Source organism: Rhizobium sp. BK619 (assembly GCF_014195245.1).
Taxonomy (GTDB): domain Bacteria; phylum Pseudomonadota; class Alphaproteobacteria; order Rhizobiales; family Rhizobiaceae; genus Rhizobium; species Rhizobium acidisoli.
This window is the reverse complement of record NZ_JACIBH010000001.1, coordinates 644,874-661,501: the sequence shown is the minus strand read 5'-3', so window position 1 is coordinate 661,501 and position 16,628 is coordinate 644,874. Positions and strand designations below refer to the sequence as shown.

General features: G+C 58.1%; 18 protein-coding genes and 3 pseudogenes. 8 read left to right on the top strand and 13 right to left on the bottom strand.

Annotated elements, in window-relative coordinates; genetic code table 11:
• Nucleotides 1-189: 189 nt before the first annotated feature.
• The gene (locus FHX14_RS03150; protein ID WP_184376129.1) at nucleotides 190-1,224 is read right to left on the bottom strand and encodes a LacI family DNA-binding transcriptional regulator; all 1,035 of its coding nucleotides are present in this window, start codon (nucleotides 1,222-1,224) and stop codon (nucleotides 190-192) included.
• Nucleotides 1,225-1,384: 160 nt separating this feature from the next.
• On the opposite strand from FHX14_RS03150, the gene FHX14_RS03145 reads away from it, so the two are divergent.
• The 6 genes from FHX14_RS03145 to FHX14_RS03120 all read left to right on the top strand — a co-directional run bounded on the left by FHX14_RS03145 (nucleotide 1,385) and on the right by FHX14_RS03120 (nucleotide 7,457).
• Nucleotides 1,385-2,959 carry a sugar ABC transporter ATP-binding protein gene (locus tag FHX14_RS03145; protein ID WP_184376126.1) on the top strand — a complete coding sequence of 525 codons (1,575 nt, stop codon included), beginning with the start codon at nucleotides 1,385-1,387 and terminating at the stop codon, nucleotides 2,957-2,959.
• Entirely contained in the window at nucleotides 2,959-3,969 is a 1,011-nt protein-coding gene (locus FHX14_RS03140; RefSeq protein WP_184376124.1) for an ABC transporter permease, read from the top strand. Before FHX14_RS03145 ends, FHX14_RS03140 begins: the two co-directional genes overlap by 1 nt.
• A gap of 99 nt (nucleotides 3,970-4,068) precedes the next feature.
• On the top strand, nucleotides 4,069-4,992 hold the full coding sequence (locus FHX14_RS03135) for a sugar ABC transporter substrate-binding protein (protein ID WP_184376121.1): 924 nt from the start codon (nucleotides 4,069-4,071) through the stop codon (nucleotides 4,990-4,992).
• 110 nt (nucleotides 4,993-5,102) lie between these two features.
• A complete protein-coding gene (locus FHX14_RS03130) occupies nucleotides 5,103-6,107 on the top strand; it encodes a Gfo/Idh/MocA family oxidoreductase (RefSeq protein WP_184376119.1) in 1,005 nt (334 codons plus the stop codon).
• Nucleotides 6,104-7,063, top strand: a complete 960-nt coding sequence (locus tag FHX14_RS03125) for a sugar phosphate isomerase/epimerase (RefSeq protein ID WP_184376116.1) — start codon at nucleotides 6,104-6,106, stop codon at nucleotides 7,061-7,063. Before FHX14_RS03130 ends, FHX14_RS03125 begins: the two co-directional genes overlap by 4 nt.
• Nucleotides 7,064-7,169: 106 nt before the next feature.
• Nucleotides 7,170-7,457, top strand: a complete 288-nt coding sequence (locus FHX14_RS03120) for a MurR/RpiR family transcriptional regulator (RefSeq protein ID WP_184376266.1) — start codon at nucleotides 7,170-7,172, stop codon at nucleotides 7,455-7,457.
• A gap of 113 nt (nucleotides 7,458-7,570) precedes the next feature.
• On the opposite strand, the pseudogene FHX14_RS32930 reads toward FHX14_RS03120, so the two are convergent.
• The 7 genes and pseudogenes from FHX14_RS32930 to FHX14_RS03090 all read right to left on the bottom strand — a co-directional run.
• Nucleotides 7,571-7,723, bottom strand: a pseudogene (locus FHX14_RS32930) (Hsp20/alpha crystallin family protein); the annotation flags it as partial.
• 164 nt (nucleotides 7,724-7,887) lie between these two features.
• Nucleotides 7,888-8,751 carry an alpha/beta hydrolase gene (locus FHX14_RS03115; RefSeq protein WP_184376114.1) on the bottom strand — a complete coding sequence of 288 codons (864 nt, stop codon included), beginning with the start codon at nucleotides 8,749-8,751 and terminating at the stop codon, nucleotides 7,888-7,890.
• Nucleotides 8,752-8,855: 104 nt separating this feature from the next.
• Nucleotides 8,856-9,275: a hypothetical protein gene (locus FHX14_RS03110; RefSeq protein WP_184376112.1), complete on the bottom strand. Its 420-nt coding sequence runs from the start codon at nucleotides 9,273-9,275 to the stop codon at nucleotides 8,856-8,858.
• A 58-nt stretch (nucleotides 9,276-9,333) separates the two neighbouring features.
• A complete protein-coding gene (locus tag FHX14_RS03105; protein ID WP_179611274.1) occupies nucleotides 9,334-9,660 on the bottom strand; it encodes a hypothetical protein in 327 nt (108 codons plus the stop codon).
• Between the two features lies 1 nt (nucleotide 9,661).
• On the bottom strand, nucleotides 9,662-10,021 hold the full coding sequence (locus FHX14_RS03100) for a hypothetical protein (protein ID WP_184376109.1): 360 nt from the start codon (nucleotides 10,019-10,021) through the stop codon (nucleotides 9,662-9,664).
• Entirely contained in the window at nucleotides 10,021-11,442 is a 1,422-nt protein-coding gene (locus FHX14_RS03095) for an Nramp family divalent metal transporter (RefSeq protein ID WP_246713342.1), read from the bottom strand. Before FHX14_RS03095 ends, FHX14_RS03100 begins: the two co-directional genes overlap by 1 nt.
• Nucleotides 11,443-11,814: 372 nt before the next feature.
• Nucleotides 11,815-12,882: a cyclic nucleotide-gated ion channel gene (locus FHX14_RS03090; RefSeq protein WP_184376106.1), complete on the bottom strand. Its 1,068-nt coding sequence runs from the start codon at nucleotides 12,880-12,882 to the stop codon at nucleotides 11,815-11,817.
• A gap of 530 nt (nucleotides 12,883-13,412) precedes the next feature.
• On the opposite strand from FHX14_RS03090, the gene FHX14_RS03085 reads away from it, so the two are divergent.
• Nucleotides 13,413-13,673, top strand: coding sequence for a DUF982 domain-containing protein (locus FHX14_RS03085; RefSeq protein WP_184376103.1), 261 nt, complete (start codon nucleotides 13,413-13,415; stop codon nucleotides 13,671-13,673).
• A pseudogene (locus FHX14_RS03080) lies at nucleotides 13,670-13,924 on the top strand (DUF2243 domain-containing protein); the annotation flags it as partial. The gene FHX14_RS03085 and the pseudogene FHX14_RS03080, both read left to right, overlap by 4 nt.
• Nucleotides 13,925-14,022: 98 nt before the next feature.
• On the opposite strand, the gene FHX14_RS03075 reads toward FHX14_RS03080, so the two are convergent.
• The 5 genes and pseudogenes from FHX14_RS03075 to FHX14_RS03055 all read right to left on the bottom strand — a co-directional run bounded on the left by FHX14_RS03075 (nucleotide 14,023) and on the right by FHX14_RS03055 (nucleotide 16,434).
• A complete protein-coding gene (locus FHX14_RS03075) occupies nucleotides 14,023-14,286 on the bottom strand; it encodes a hypothetical protein (protein WP_184376099.1) in 264 nt (87 codons plus the stop codon).
• A 566-nt stretch (nucleotides 14,287-14,852) separates the two neighbouring features.
• Entirely contained in the window at nucleotides 14,853-15,236 is a 384-nt protein-coding gene (locus FHX14_RS03070; RefSeq protein WP_184376096.1) for a type II toxin-antitoxin system VapC family toxin, read from the bottom strand.
• Nucleotides 15,233-15,433, bottom strand: coding sequence for a type II toxin-antitoxin system VapB family antitoxin (locus FHX14_RS03065; protein ID WP_054184628.1), 201 nt, complete (start codon nucleotides 15,431-15,433; stop codon nucleotides 15,233-15,235). The genes FHX14_RS03070 and FHX14_RS03065 overlap by 4 nt, the downstream gene beginning before the upstream one ends.
• 176 nt (nucleotides 15,434-15,609) lie before the next feature.
• Nucleotides 15,610-15,768, bottom strand: a pseudogene (locus tag FHX14_RS03060) (NADP-dependent oxidoreductase); the annotation flags it as partial.
• A 375-nt stretch (nucleotides 15,769-16,143) separates the two neighbouring features.
• A complete protein-coding gene (locus FHX14_RS03055; protein ID WP_184376262.1) occupies nucleotides 16,144-16,434 on the bottom strand; it encodes a CopG family transcriptional regulator in 291 nt (96 codons plus the stop codon).
• Nucleotides 16,435-16,628 lie beyond the last annotated feature (194 nt).

Below are 16,628 nucleotides of genomic sequence, written 5' to 3'. Positions count from 1 at the left end.
TTCATCCCAAAGGTCGAACGGGGGCGTGGTGGGGCAAATAATCACGGGTCGGCAGTTCGTATCCCTTCAAGGCCTGCAACAGCTTACCGGAGGGCGCAGGCCTGGGTCGGTGAGAACGGCGGAAACTCCTCGCTACCCACGGCGAATCCGATTTGCTCGACGCGCCTTAACAGCCCTTTCGCGGAAATTTCAAATATTTGTGGCAGTGTAAAAGTCGAACGGCACAATGTGTTGCGAAACTGTTGGCGATCGGCCGGTATCGAGAGCTTCCGCCATGGCGCGCACCAGGGTTTCTCCCAGCAGCTTTGCCGGATGAGACAGGACAACCCTGATCAGCCCCTCAGCAAGACCGGCTCTCGTTTCGTTCGTGAGCTCGTGTGCTATGACCACGAGGCGTCTGGCTGCCGGCCCACCATCCTCTCGCAGGGCTCGCATCACACCCGTGATCCCGCCGCCGGCAACGTAGAGTCCGACCCAATTCGGCTCGGTCTGCAGAAGGCGGCGCGTCGCCTCATAGGCAATTTCGGGGTCTTCAAGGGTCGCAACCGTCTCCAGCATCTGGAATCCGGGCGCGCTCTCCCGGAAGTAGGATCGAAAGCCCATTTCATTCAGCTCCTGGGCGAGATATCGGTGACTGCCGACGAAGACGGCAACCTTGCCGCCGTCGTTATTCAGCCCGGCGATGAACCATGCGGCCGTACGGCCCTTTTTTATGCAGTCGTTGCCGACATATCCCGCACGAGAGGCGGTGGAAATGTCGGAAATCATCGTCACGACCGGAATGTTTTCCGACGCCAGACCATCGACGGCGTGGTTCACCTGCGGATGGTCGGAGGTGATCATTCCAATGACATCGGCTTCGCGACTGAGAGCGTAGATCGCCTCGGCAGCCTTGTCAGGCGCAAGATCGTCCATGAATCTAACGATGGCCCTTCCATGGGCGTTGGGAAATGCCTCGGTCGCCGCGACGAGAATGTCGCTCCACATCTGATAAAGCTTGCGGTGAGACTGCTTGAGAAGAAAGCCGAATTTGATCACCGGCTTGTCGTGCTCAAGTCGGCGAGCGATGGCTGTCGCCCCATGAAAGCCGATCTGGCGGGCGGCGTTGAGAACCCGCTCGGCCGTCTGTGGACGCACTGGATCGCGACCGTTCAGCACGCGATCGACCGTTGAAATGCTCACATTTGCGGCCTTCGCCAGGTCGGGGATCGTGGGGCGAGACATCAGAAACCTCTCATTAGCTGATGTCTTTTATGAGAGTTTTTGGGAGAAAAATCTACCCGTTCGTTGAAAGATTGGGTAATTTTCGCGATTTCATCGTCCAGCAAATGCCAGCTTGGCAGGAGAGCTTGGGAGAGCTCTCTCATCTGGAGGAAATACTCTCATGTCTGCGACCTTTCAAAAGGTGGCGCCGCTTTCGGGCGGCGAAGGCGATCGCACGCCTATAGATAGCAAAGCCGCCTTCGTTCTTGAAATGCGGTCGATCACCAAGGCATTCCCTGGTGTTCTCGCGCTCGATGACATGAGCCTGAAGGTGCGTGCCGGCACGGTGCATGTCCTCGTCGGGGAGAATGGCGCGGGCAAGTCGACGCTCATGAAGATCCTGAGCGGCATCTACGCAATTGACGGTGGAGAGATCTTTTTCAGGGGCGAGAAGCTCGATCACCAGAGCGCTGCCGGCGCGCTGGAACGAGGGATTTCGATGATCCACCAGGAACTCAGCCCGGTGCTCGACATGACCATCGCCGAAAACATCTTTCTCGGCCGCGAGCCCACTTATGGCCAGACGGGCGTTTTGTCCCGGTTCGTCGATTTTGATCGGATGAATTCTGAAACCCAGACGCTCCTCGATCGTCTGGGCCTTAAATACAGCCCCAAAACGAAGATGCGCGACCTGTCGATCGCGACGACGCAACTCATCGAGATCGTCAAGGCGATTTCGCGCAAGGCCTCTCTCGTGATCATGGACGAACCGACGTCGGCCATCAGCGACACCGAAGTTGCGATGCTCTTCAGACAGATCGCAGATCTAAAAGCAGCAGGCGTCGCGATCATCTACATCACCCACAAGATGGACGAGATCTTCCAGATCGCCGACGACATCACCGTGATGCGTGACGGCCAGTTCGTCGCAGCCGCGCCGGCGAGCGAATACGAGCCGGCAAAGCTGATTTCTCAGATGGTGGGCCGCACCATCTCCAGCATATTCCCTAAAGAGGAGGTGCCGCTCGGCGAGATCGTCCTTTCCGTCGAGAACCTCTCTCGTGGCGGCGTTTTCGAAAATGTCGGCTTCGAGGTGCGTGCCGGCGAGATCGTCGGCCTTTCCGGCCTGATCGGTGCCGGGCGGACGGAGGTCGCTCGCGTCATCTTCGGCTTGGACGCCGCGGATGCGGGCGTCATCCGCCTGGATGGAAAACCGCTGAAGCTCAGGTCTCCGAAGGATGCCATCGCCAACGGCATCGCCATGGTCTCGGAGGATCGCAAGGCGGAAGGCCTGGTGCTTTGCCGGTCCGTCGGCGAAAACATTTCGCTTGCGAACCTCAAAAAATTCGCGTCCGGCCTTTTCATCACCGAGCGGCAGGAAGAGACCGCCGCCCAGCGTATGATCAAGATGCTCCAGATCAAGACGCCCGATACGGCAATGATCGTGGAGAACCTCAGCGGCGGCAATCAACAGAAGATCGTTCTGGCCAAATGGCTGCTGGGAGATCTGAAGCTGCTCATCCTCGACGAACCGACGCGCGGCATCGACGTCGGCTCCAAATCCGAAATTCACAGGCTGATGACCGAGTTCGCTCGCCAGGGGCTCGCAATCGTCATGATCTCATCCGAGCTGCCCGAGATCCTCGGCATGAGTGATCGCGTGGTGGTGATGAGCGAAGGTCGGGTCACCGGCGAACTGACAAGAGACGAGGCCAATCAGGAAAACATCATGCGCCTCGCCACGGGAGGACACTGATGAGCATCGAACGCGCAGACGCGGTCGCGAAACGAGAAGGCCAGGTCATCTCAGGCTCTCGGAGCATGAGCTTTTCCCAGATCTATCGCAAGTACGGCACAATCCTGATCTTCGCAGGCATCTGCGTCCTTGCCTCGATCTTGAGCCCGACGTTCCTGACGGAGGCCAACCTGACCAACGTCCTGCGCCAGGTCGTCGTGGTGAGCCTGCTTGCCTGCGGCGTTACCTTCATCATCATTCTGGGGCATATCGATGTCTCGCTTGGATCTGTTCTAGCGCTCTGCGGCGTCTTGGCGGCCAGCGTTATGGCGATGACCGGAAGCGTCGTTCTGGCGGTCGCCGCCGGTGTTGCGGTCGGGATCGTCACCGGCGTCATCAACGGCTTCGTCGTAACCTTCTTCCGAATCCCGTCATTCATCATGACATTGGCGATGACGACGGTCGCACGCGGCGCTGTGCTGCTTTACACCGGCGGTTCGCCGGTGACGGGACTAGGCGACTTCAAAGTGATCGGCCAGGGCTCGCTCGGCCCAGTGCCGATTTCCGTGATCATTCTCGCGGCCGTCGTCATTGTCTCCTGGATTCTTCTCAACAAGACCAAGTTCGGCCGATATGTCTATGCGGTCGGCGGTAACGAGCGTGCCGCCCGCGCTTCCGGCATCAATCCGGACAGCATCGTCGTGAAGGCCTTCATCTTCAACGGCATCCTGTGCGCGGTCGCAGGCATCGTCCTCATGTCTCGCATCAACTCCGGTCAGCCGGCCGGCGGCGTCGGCTACGAATTCGATGCGATCACCGCTGTCGTCGTCGGCGGCACCAGCCTGATGGGCGGTACCGGAACCATCACCGGCACGATCATCGGCTCGATGATCATCGGCGTCATCAACAACATGCTCAATCTCATGAATGTCAGCTCCTACTGGCAGCAGATCATCAAGGGTCTGATCATCGCGATCGCCGTGATCCTCGACGTCTGGACCAAGTCAGCCCGCAGCAAAAAGAAGGCATGACGACGTTCTTCGGCGGGCCGGCGCCTGCTTCCGAACCACCTCTTTGTCGGCGGGATTTCCCGCATCCGGAATGAACCTGAAACTCAATGGGAGGACCCAATGAAAGCCATTTCCAAACTTGCTCTCGCCTGCGCCATATCTGTTGCTGCCATCTCCACCAGCACCGCATTCGCCGCCGACAAGTTCGTCGTCGGCTACGCCAACATGGCGGATACAGATGTCTTCGTCATGGCACGCAAAAACGCCTTCATCGAAGCGTCGAAATCCGATCCAGCAGTCGAAGTGAATTTCTCCGACGCGAACAACGACGTCAGCAAGCAGCTTGATCAGATCGACAACTTCATTGCGCAGAAAGTCAATGCGATCGTCGTCGTGCCGGTCGACTACCAAGGCATCGTACCGGGCGTCGAGAAGGCGAATCAGGCCGGCATTCCCGTCATCGCTCTCGGCATCCAATCGGCGGGCGGCAAGTACACGTTCGTCGGCTCGAAGAATATCGATGCCGGCCGCCTTCAGGGTGAGTACATGAAAGAACACCTGCCGAAGGACGCCAAGATCCTCTACCTCGAAGGCACGCCGGGGCTTTCGCACACACAGGAGCGCAAGAAGGGCTTCGAGGATGCGCTCGGCCGTTCTGACGTGACCACGCTCGCCAGCCTCTCGGCCAATTACGACCGCGCAGAAGGCATGAAGGTCACGGAAGACTGGATCCAAAGCTTTCCGAAGTTCGATGCAATCGTCGCAGCCAACGACCAGATGGCGCTCGGCGCGCTGGAAGCACTTCAGGGCGCTGACCGACTCAAGGGCGTGATGATCTCGGGTGTCGATGGCACGGCCGATGCTCTGAATGCGATCAAGGCCGGCACCATGTCGCAGACCATCTTCCAGGACGCAGCAGGCCAGGCCAAGGCCGCCTTCGACGTCGTGGAAGGCCTGAAAAAGGGAGGGGATGCTCCGGCCGAAAAGCTGGTGCCGTTCGCTTCGATTACCAAGGACAACGTTGACCAATACGCAAAGAAGTAAGCCCTCCCAAGGGTGCGTGCCGGGATGGGGCTCCCGGCACGCGTTTCCCGCCAGGAGCAGTGCTTGCAAGCCGCAAATCGCTGGTTCTCCAAACGACAGGAATTATCGAAATGACAGTAAGGATCGCCGTCATCGGGGCGGGACTGATGGGAGCCGACCACGCGCGTATCGTCGCCGAAGATCTGCCTGGGGCGCACCTCCAGGTCGTCTGCGACATGGATGCAGACCGCGCCCGCAGAGTGGCAGACGCCTACAACGCCCATGATGTCGACTCTGATCCCGACCGGGTCGCCGCTCGTCCGGACGTGGATGCGGTTATTATCGCAAGCCCCGATTTCACCCACGCGCCCTTGTCGCTCTCCTGCATAAAATCCGGCAAACGGGCTCTCTGCGAAAAGCCGCTGTCGCAGTCCTCGCAAGAATGCGTGGAGATCATGCAGGCGGAAGAAGCCTCGGGATCGAAGTTCATCATGCTCGGCTTCATGCGCCGCTTCGATCAGTCCTATGTCGAAATGAAGCGGGCTCTAGAGCACGGTGCGATTGGCCGAGCCTTGATGATGCACAATTTTCATCGAAATGTCGCAACGCCCGCCTCAGACTTCACCGGAGCGATGGCGATCACCAATTCCGCCCCGCACGAGTTCGATGTCGTCCGCCACGTCCTCGACACCGAATACGTATCGATCTCCGCCTTCCAGCCGAAGCGTTCCGACTCGCTGGTCGCACCGGTCTATATGGTGCTCGAAACGGCGGACGAACAGCTCGTCAATATCGAGATCAACAACAACGCAGCCTACGGATACGACGTCCGCGCCGAACTGGTTGGGGAGAAGGCGACTATTGCCATGAACGCCGTGAACTACACTCGCGTCGACCGGGAACTCGGCCAGAGTACAAGCTACGACGCTGATTGGCGTGGGCGCTATGCCGAAGCCTATCGTCGTCAGAACCGCGCCTTCCTTCGTTTCGTTGAAACCGGAGTATTCCCGAACATCGCCTCGAGCAGTTGGGATGGATACTGCGCCGCAAAGGTCGCCGAGGCCGGCGTCAGAGCCTTGAACGACGGCCGCAAGATACCCGTGGAAATGATCGCCAAACCGGAGTTTTACGCATGAAACTGGGATTCGTATCAGACAGCCTCGGTGGACTGCCCTTCGAGGCGATGCTCGATCACGCTCGAAGGCTGGGGGTCTCCGGAGTCGAGGTCAATACCTGTGGCTGGTCGACGGCGCCGCATTTCAATCTGTCGACGATCCTGCGGGACAAGAATGCGCAGAAATCATTCCTCAGAGCTTTCGCCGACCGCGAACTGGAAGTGATCAGTTTGAACGCCAACGGAAATCCGCTGCATCCGACCGATCCTGCCCAGGGGCAGGGTCTTGAGGATACAATCCGCGCAGCGGGCGAGCTGGGCATTAAGACCGTTTGCGCGATGTCAGGACTTCCAGCCGGGAATGCTACCGACACCATGCCGAATTGGGTGGTTTCCTCGTGGCCGCCGGAAACGCAGGCGATCCTTCGCTACCAGTGGGAGGAGAAGCTCCTCCCGTACTGGACCGAGATCGTGGCGCTCGCCAGGGATCACGGTGTGGAACGCATCGCGTTGGAACTGCACGGCAACCAGTGCGTCTATAATGTGCCTTCGCTGTTGAAGCTTCGCGAAGCCGTCGGCCCGGTCGTCGGTGCGAATCTGGATCCGTCACATCTCTTCTGGCTGGGTGCCGATCCTCTTGTGGCCGCAGAAGCGCTCGGCGACGCCGTCTACCACGTGCATGCCAAGGACACCTTCCTCAACGGGCCGAAGCAGGCCGTCACCAGCCTTCTGGAGAACGGCAGCCTGATGGACATCCCGGCGCGCAGTTGGTCCTACATCACGCTGGGATTTGGCCATGGCGAAGAATGGTGGCGGCAGTTTTGCTACAGGCTGAAGATGGCCGGTTACGATGGCTGGCTCTCCATCGAGCATGAGGACGTGCTTCTGAACAGCCTAGAAGGGCTGGAGAAGTCCGTTGCTCTTTTGCAGGGCGTGATGCCGGTCGCAGCGAGCGACTTCAAGCCGCAGGCGATCTAGTGACGAAAACGCGTCCGATTTCATCTCGTGCATCTTAGTCAGGCGCTGCCTCTGCGCAGACTTCGACTGAGATTGCGTGAAGGCAGCTCTTTCGAAAGTGCTTGCAATGCTAAAGGATCGGAAGTCTCCTCCTCCCGCAACACTGCAAGAGCTGAAGCGCCTGATCGCCAGCCGGCGCTTGATATTTCCCGTCAGTCTCGAACGCGTCGCAAGGGAGATTATGGAAAGACCTGACATAACGGCGTTTGAAAGTGCTGCCGCGGTTGCGCGCCGTTGCCGCGTTTCTCCAACAACCGTCCATCGACTTGTGCGGCACATGGGGTTCCACACATTCGGCGAGTTTCGCACGATGATAAGAAAACATCTCTGCGGGCTTGCCGCAAGTAACCGCTGAAGATGTGGCGATTTCTGCCGCCGCGGCGGCGATCGGTAGATGCGCAGCGACGGTTCTGGGTCGCCGCTTCGATTTTGCTCCGCCGGATGTCTCCGCGAGGAGGTAACGCTAAAGATGTCCTTTTCTTCAAGGCCCACCTCGGCGGTCACCTTGATCTCCTTGTCGGTGTCGGAGATCTCGACGCTCGGCCAGCCGGCACTGAAGGCGGAACCGCTCCCGAAGGTTGGCAGGCCGGAGCCAAAGCCGCGGAAAACGTCGTCGATGACATCTCACTCTGCTGTTTTGTTAGCAAGACAACGTTGGCGGCGCAAAAAGGTCCCTATGGCGGACAGCAAAAAAACCCCGCAGCGGCGGGGACTTCTATTGACAAACCGGCTCGTTGATAGCGACTGACGTCCAAGATTCGGATCGAGCGTTGTCGACATCCCGCCTACCCATTTAAGAAGCCGACGATCGCTTTCGTAAGATCGCCTGGGTTTTCTTCGGCCACGTGATGTCCGCTGTCGATGCCGTAGCCGCAGACGTCACTCGCCCAGTTCCTCCAGATCGCAACCGGATTGCCATAGATTTGTTCGAGATCGTCCTGCGACGACCAGAGACAAAGCATCGGGCAGCCGACTTTCCGCCCGGCCTCGCGATCCGCCCTGTCATGGAGGTGGTCGATCCGAATCCCGGCGCGGTAGTCTTCCATCATACCGTGAACCGCCTCGGGACGACGGATGGTCGCTAGGATATCCGCATAGGCTTCCTCTCCCATAAGGCTCGGCGAAAGCTTATCGTACCATCCTTCCGGATCGGCAGAGATCACGCGTTCGGGCTTGTCGGGCTGGGCGAAGAAGAACCAGTGATACCAGTCTCGAGCAAACTTCCAATCGGCCCGCTCAAGATGTTCGAGTACAGGCAGACAATCGACTAGGATCAATTTGCGAACAGCCTGACGATAGTTCATTGCCATGCGAAATGCCGTCAGGCTTCCGCGATCGTGCCCGACAAGGAAGAATTCATCATGGCCCAACCGGCTCATGAGTTCCACCATGGCCGCCGCTTTCGCTTCTTTCGACGAGTAGCGACTATCGGAAGAATCCGGCGGCACGTAGGACTCCCCGAAGCCGGGAAGATCCGGACAGATGACCATGAACGACGGTGCTAGCAGATCTGCCACCTTGCTCCAGGTCATGTGCGTGCGCGGGTGGCCGTGGAGGAGGAGGACGGGCGGCCCATGTCCTCCGGTGCGAAGTCGAATGCGACCCGCATCCACATCTATGGTTCGTAGTTCGAAACCACCGAATGACATCTCTTTGCCTTTGTTGGCCTATGCTGGCCGGATGTGACCATCCACGACGTGGGCGGGGACCGGCCGTTCGGACGAATGACGGTTTGCGCATCCGTTGGACTTCTCTAAGAGGCGTCCCGCCCCTCTTCGAGACCGATGCGGTACGTAACAACGAACGACGGATCGATCTTGCCTTCGACGGTCATCGGCGCTTTCATATCGCTGCACGTGCGTAACCCGCGGATGAGGTGATCGTTCCGGTCACGGGCTTCATTTAAAGCGAACCGAAAACCGCATAGTGGGTCCGTCCTCGAAACTGGCTGCTGAACGAACATCAGGTTCTTGCGCCCCAGCGGCGTGGCCCCCAAATCGGTTCTCAACTTGTCGACCGTGGTGTGCGCTGTCTGCCGTGTAATGCCCGTCATCGCTGTGAACGGGCATAGAAAGGCTGTCGTCCATTTTGCGGAATAGTGAAGCCCGAGAAGGTGGCGGAGGTTGAGTCCGATGATCGTGCCTGCTCGCTCGATAGTGAGTCCTGTCGCCATCGTCGTGGTCGGAAGCTGCCATCGACAGATGCGGTTATGCCGGCTGACACTGCAACGGCTATTTCTTCAAATGGCTACCGTCCAGCGGGGCAAGTTCCGTTTCGTCGCAAAGCAGCCTCAACTCGGCTTTGCCGAGTTCGATTTGATTCCAGCGTATGCGATAGCCGCAATGCCTGCGGCGGAGGTGAAAAAGATCAAGTAGCTCTATACCTAATGGCGATGCAGACATTCGCTCCATGGCGGCGTATAGGCCGACATGGAACTCGGTTATAACAAGATCTGGCCCGTCTTGTTCGGCCCGTATCGCTTCGATATGGCCAATCGTTTTGCCCGCTCTCGATGAGACGGCCCGGCCCAGAAGCAATTCGATATTGATCTCCACCATTTTAGGCTCCGGGAATTTTACCCACCACTCTTTCTCGCAGCCAGTCTTGCCAGTCAAAAATCGCGGTGTCTCTCACGGCCGCGTTCAACTGAACATCAATCCCAATCCTGTGGACAGCGCTCCACGCCACGCGATGGGGTCTGGAGTGTCGCTCACCGCCAAGTTTGGTGGCAAACCAAGTTATCCATCGCTGTGGTCGGTGACCAAGTCGACCGGCCATCGCAATAGCGCCGACTTCTATCGCGACCACGCGGGGAGGGCCATCTTGGCGCAGTTCGGCGACGATGCCGTCTACCTTGCCCATCTTCACGCCGTCGCGGTCGACCAGTTGCTTGTCCAGAACATCATGCAGCAAATCCATCACGTGCCTCCGAGCAGCTCCAGCGGGATGGTCACAATCGCCAGGACAGAGCCCAGGAGAATGATCAAGACGACTGCCGAATTAGAAATAATGCCGTTCCCATGTTTTCCAACATATCGCTCATCATTCATCAGGAAGAGAAACGGAACGACTGTCAGCGGAAGCGTGGCAGCAGTCAAAGCCATGGACAGAATTGTCAGATTTAGCGGATCGACCCCAAAGGCGATCGGGATGGCCGCAAACAAAAGTGCCAGCGTGTAGGCAGCACTGAATCCTGGGTCTTCACTCGGTTTGCGGTCTTCGCCCCAGTTCCAACCCAGTCCCTGAGCCGCCAGGTATGCCTGCTGCAACCCAACTTCCAGGATCGCGCCGAAACAGGCGATACCCAAGGAAGCAACAAACAACCAGTATCCCCAAAGGCCAAACACGGGGACGAGCATGGTCGGCAACTGATGGTAATCGGTAACTTCATCCACCCCATTCGGAGCCAGCACAAGGCCGGCAACGATCAGCACGGCGATCGATATTGTGCCGCCAAAGCTCATTCCAAGTCCTGCGATGATGCGATTGGTGCCTAGATACGTTTTGTCCCACCGGTCTTCGACGGCTCCAGATGAATAGAACAGGAATAGGTAGGGTGAAATCGAGGCGCCGAGAATGCTGACGGCCATAAACCAGTAGCTGGCGTGGTCATGCTGCGGCATGCTTGGCAAAAAACCGGCGGCCACCGTCTTCAAATCAGGTTTAAGCAATACTGCCGCAACGACGAAACAGAGCGTCACCAACCCGAGGATGGAAACGCCTTTCTCGATGAAACCGAAAGTGCCCCTCCAGAGCAACAACCAGGCAATGAACGCAACGGCGAGCGCCCACCACTGAAAAGCAATGCCTGTGGCAAGCTCCAGGGCAACAGCCGTGCCTCCTATTTCGGCGGCAAGGACCATCAGATTGAGCAACAGAGTCGAGAGGAATGGAAGCAGGAAAAAATTGAAACCGAACCGCTCACGGATGCCATCCGAAATCGTATGGCCGCTCACCGCGGCAAAACGCCCAGCCATTTCAACAAGAAAAATGATGCAGATCGTGCCGAGCACGATCGCCCAGATGAGCTGAAGACCAAATGCCGATCCCGCTTGGGCAGCCGTCGCCAGCGATCCGATTTCAAGAAAGCCGCCAACACTCGTCACAATTCCAAGCGATATTTGGGTGTCGTGATCTCCATGCGCAACCTGATTTTGCGCTTCCGCAAGTAGATTGACTATGTCGTTCACCGACCTCGTCAGTAATTCGCGCTTTGTAGGGTCGCCCTGGACGGTTTCGATTTCAGAAGCAGCACTTTCGACACTGCGCTGCATCGACTGCAAGGTCTGCTGTACATAAGCGTCTGGTAGCTGCTCCAAGTGCCAGCCAGTGAGCGCCATGCGGGCAGAATTCGAGCAGGACGCAATAATTCTTGATTGCGCGGCGACTTGGTCAGTACCGGAAGAGGAGCAGCCTGATAGGGCTGCGACCAAGCATAGAACACCTACGTGGCTTTTCGAGAAATTCCGACGGTCCATGTTTGTTCGGCCAGCGCTTTATTGCCTTCACCGTAAAACGCACGTCCAATGAGCATGTTCCTGGCATGCGTCGTATGCCGTGACAGGTCCGAAGCTTGACTTGTTATCAGGAGCGATCGGCGCTGCCATCGCCAGACCAAAACCCGCTGAGGCTCTAATCCGATGAAAGTTCAGTGGCGGGTCAGTCACCTAATGCCCACCGGCCGCGGCAATGCGCAGCCATCAGGTTATCGATTATTCCTTCGGCGGCCCGCCCCGCCGCTCCAGCGCCGTCTTTCGGATTGTCTCCGCGATCTCCGGACTACTGCTCGACAATATCTGGAAATCCACGGCGTAGAGCGACAACAGCGATACCTCGGTTGCTGCGCTGACCGTCGCTGAGCGAGGATCGCCACTGACCAGCGCCATCTCGCCAAAGAAGTTTCCGGCACTGAGTTCCACTGGATGGTCGGGTGTCGCCACGGTGACCCGCCCCTCGACAATGAAGAACATCTGATCGCCAACATCGCCTTTGCGACAGATCACGGCACCTGCGGGGACAATGCGCGGTCGCAGCGCCCGAACGATCTCGATCAGTGCAGCGGAACCAAGCTTCTGGAACAGGGGTACGGCGGCGACCAATTGCCAGTTGCGAACGAAGTCTTGGCGGCGAACCTCTTCGTAGAAGCCGGTGGCGAGGATGCCGGCCCAAAGCGCAAAAATGCCGATGCCGCTCATCATCACCAATCCGGCCAGCACCCGGCCTGCCAGGCTTTGTGGGATCTCGTCGCCGTAGCCGGTCGTCGACAGCGTCACGACCGCCCACCACATCGCCTGCGGAATGCTGCCGAACTTATCGGGCTGGACGTCTCGCTCGATGACATAACCAGCCAACGCAGCGCCAAAGAGAACGATGCCGAAGACAGATGTCACGCCAAGCAGATTGCGCGATTCATTCGCAACCACCTTTGCCAGCAGCCTGAAGAAGGTCGAGTCGCGCAATGGCTTGAGAAGCCAAATGGCGCAATAGAGGTCTCGATCACGGGACCCAACGAACAAGAATGCAGCCGCCGGAACCAGAACCGCGAGCAAATCAATCACGAGGGCCGGCATCCCGCCCGACAAGCGGTGTCGCCGTGAAAGCAATGTGCCGCTCAATTGGAGGATATAGGCCAGCCAAATTGCTGCAAGTAGCAACTCAAAGACAAGCCTCTCCTGTCCAGTAAGGCCCTGCGTCGTCAGTGCGGCAACGGCCAAGAGTCCGATTGCAGCGAACTGCACGTTGAGCGGCGTCGAAATCTTTGAGAACGGCACTGCCGACATTAAATACTCCCAACCGCCCGGCATTCGTCGACAATAGATACCTTCGAGCCACACGCAAGGGAACGGGGACTGATGCAATATGTCTTCGCCCCAAAGAATTTGGCAGCCGGAATCGTTACAACGTCTCACAGGGAATGTGGATCATCCAAATAACGAAGGGATCCTCTTGACCCGGCGATGTCGCGTTGTTCGTGGACGCCTGAACAAGGCGCTTGTTTGTCACGTCAGGCAGTTGCGCCGGCCACGGCTTTCCACTGCACGATGCGGCCATGTGCGTAGGCTTTCGGGGTCAGCTCTTGCGTTTCGCGGGAACACCATAACTAGAAGCCAAAAGCTGGCGGCAGGCTGTTGAGGGTATGGAGTGGCAGTGCGATAATCGTTATTTCCGATGTATCAGCATTTACCAAACCCATCCGAGAATTCTCCAAGCCAATGGCTCGATCACGCGTCCGATAGCGCACCAAACTGCAGTCTGAGGAACCTGGCAGCGGCGCCGTTGTTTCGCTGGGAACGTCAACAGGAGGTCTATTGTGGAAAACGTTATCGACGTCGCCTTCCACGTCACCTGGGACACACCGGTATTTGTGCGGACAGGCAACGGCTTCCGCGAACGGATCGATGGCCCTGACGCGGCGCTTTCTGAACTCCTCCACCGCTGGCCTGCGAACGGTTGTCCAGAATATGCCGTGGCCAAGAGACGATGCTTGGACGCGATCGCCCGTCACGGCAGCCCTGCGCTGGCCCGGAGCGCATTCATAGAGGCCGCGGTCGCAGCGAAGGTCCTGGCATGACTGGCATAGCAGGCGGCGATAGAAGAAAGTTCCCGATGTCCGCCGGTCTTCTTCTGGGAGTAGGACTCGGCGGTTTCTTCGATGGCATTTTCCTTCACCAATTGCTCCAATGGCACCACGTGGTCAGCTCCTGGTATCCCATCACCTCCATCGAAAACCTCGAACTTAACACCTTTTGGGACGGTGTCTTCCATTCAGCGACTTACGTTTTGGTGCTTGCGGGACTCTTCATTCTCTGGCGGTCCAGCCGCCTTGACCACTTCCGTTGAGTGGCAGATGCCAATCCGGCTCGGCGAGCCTCGGACGGCAAGTCGAACGTCCCCGCACTTGCAAGATCCAGTCAGCGTCGTCATCTCGTCGAACCCTTGGGGTCGTCGTCCACGACCTCGGTATCGGGCCGGTCGCCGCCATCCACGTGTTCCGTCTGCCAGCTCCCATCGGCAACTTGATAGGATATCTCGGCGTCGCGGCCTTCGAGGTGCTGCCGGTCCGCCGCAGATTTAGCGGCTCTGAGCGCCGTGTCATGATCAGGAAAGGTCTCGGACCAAACGTCGCCGAGCCTGTATCCAAAACCGCCGTCATGCTCGCCGACATGATATGTGAGCTTCGTCATGCAAATTCCTCCGTTGGAGGACGTATCTAGTGCGGCGGAGGGACGGTCCAACCCCATCTTTCGGTGGCAGGTTGAAGCTCTTTTTCACAGTCCTACGTGTTGGAGGCTGGAAGGAGTGCTTGAATGAAGAAAGAGCTCGAAAAGCCCGACTTTAAGACGATGTCCGAAGCCGTGCAGGCTTGGCGGCGTGCCCGGTGCGCTAGGCGTCATCCAGAAACCGGTCCTCGATCTCGAGCTCGTCTAAGTGATCCAATACGTCGCCGATCGAAGGGCGGGTAATACGGACATGCCCCGCCGAAATGTTTTATTGAATTTCCGCCGCTCGGCTCTGCTGCACCGTAGCACCTAGCCGGAACGTCAGCCCGAAATGCACGACCCTGCCTGCGTGATCAGCTCGCGATATCGCGCCAGGCTTGCTCTGTTTGGCCGAAAGATCAACTCACCACGGCAGCGATTCCGGTCTTATCGGCATGAGCGATCACCGACCGCATCTTGGTTAGGAAGATCGCATAATGGATCGATCGGACCCTGCGCTGTGGCGGCTCACAACCAGCTCGATACAGCATTTAGTTTCGCGGGTTGTCAGGGGTGTGCAGTGAAGCCCCCGCCTTTGCGGCCGCTGCCCGCAGACGCTTGTCTCTGGTCCACAGCGCCGTTCGTTGGTCGAGGAGAACTGAGGCCATCAAGTGGGCATCTGTGTAGCCAATGCCCATGCTGAAAATGGCGTGGCGATCAATCATCATCATAACTTCGTCGTGCGTCGCGACGAACGCTTCGCGCTGGGCCGCCAGGAATGCTATCACACTACTGCGATCCCGAAGGCTGCCAAGTGCGAGCTCTCCGATTACGGCTGGATGGCATAAGAGACGGTCGTCCTCAATAATCCTGCGCAGCTCTGAATCGGCATGTCGGAAATGATCGATCCAGATGGAAGTGTCGGCAAGTATCACTTGGCAGCTACGCTCCGGCGGCGTGGGGCCGCTTTCGCATCCGGCATAGTGCCGCCGAGCGCGATTAGGCGTTTTCCCGACTCCACACGAACAAGCGTCTCCAACGCTTGGCGGACCAGAGTGGCGGTTTCTTTCGTGCCCGTCAGAGACCTAGCCCTTTCCATAAGGGTGTCGTCGAGATTGATAGTCGATCGCATCGTTAGGCTTCCTTATTATGGTGCTATGAATAGCACCATTTGGTGATAAAATCTACGCTTGACCTCCACTCCAATTCGTCGGCCGCGCGCGGGTTCCTGTGGCGGGGTCGGTGGTTCGTATCCCTTCAAGGCGAGTGGGGGGCTCGGAATGGTTGGCCGCCCCAGATGCGGATTGATCAGGCCAGAACGCGGATGACGGTTTTTCCTGCGCGCCGCTCCGTTGAGGTGAGCGCGGCGACAGCGTCGGTCAAAGTTGTGATCTTGCCGACATTTGTACGCAGTCTGCCATCGCGGAGCCGCTGCACGATCTCGAACAGTTGGTTTCCATCGGCCTCGCCAGGCGGCGACGATGGTATCCGCTGCTTCTTGAAATTGAATAGTTTACCAAGACCTGTCCTTGGCCTGCCGTTGAAACCGCCTAGATCTAACGAATGAGCACTGCAGCCCGGTACATTTTTCACCTGATAACGCCGGTCGGCGCGGTGAACGATCTTGCGAACGCAGATTTTGCCTCTTTGGACGATGCTCGCGCAGAAGCCATGACGCTTGCAAAGGAGTATATGAGGAGGGCGGCGGGCGACGGGCGGGATGTTTCGGGTTATGCAATAGAAATTTGCAATGAGGCCGGCCGAACCCTTTCTGTCGTGACGTTCCGTCAGGCTCGCTAGCAACTTGGGAGTGGCGTCACAGTCGCAGTTGTGACCCGTGGCTCACCTGTTCCCATCTACATCCCCGTCTTTATCTAGCATATCCACCGGCAGATAGGTGTTCTTAGCCATCCATTCCCTGACGATGAACCTGATGGTGTCGTTGCGCGTCAGTCCGAACTCCCCCGCCAGGTCACGAAGGACTTCTTCCACATCATCATCCATCGAGACGGCCGAGGCGTTGCGTAGCCTCAGCGCAGCCCGCCGAAGCATGATCTGCAGATCCGGTCGGGAGATGTCAGCAATCCGATCGGCGGCGTCTTCGAGGAGGGTGGCGGTGTCGGTTGCGGTCATTTCTTGGATCCGGTTGGTGACGCGGACGAACGTCCGCAGGGAACCGTGGATATCGACACGTTGCATGTTGCGCAACTTCCGTAGTTGTTGCACGATAGCCTTACCGAAAGGAGAGGATGGTTGCAGCCATCCTCTCCCCACGCGGGCGTAGCGCCAAAGCGAAAGGGCGTCCAGAATGGTTGGCCGCCCCAGAT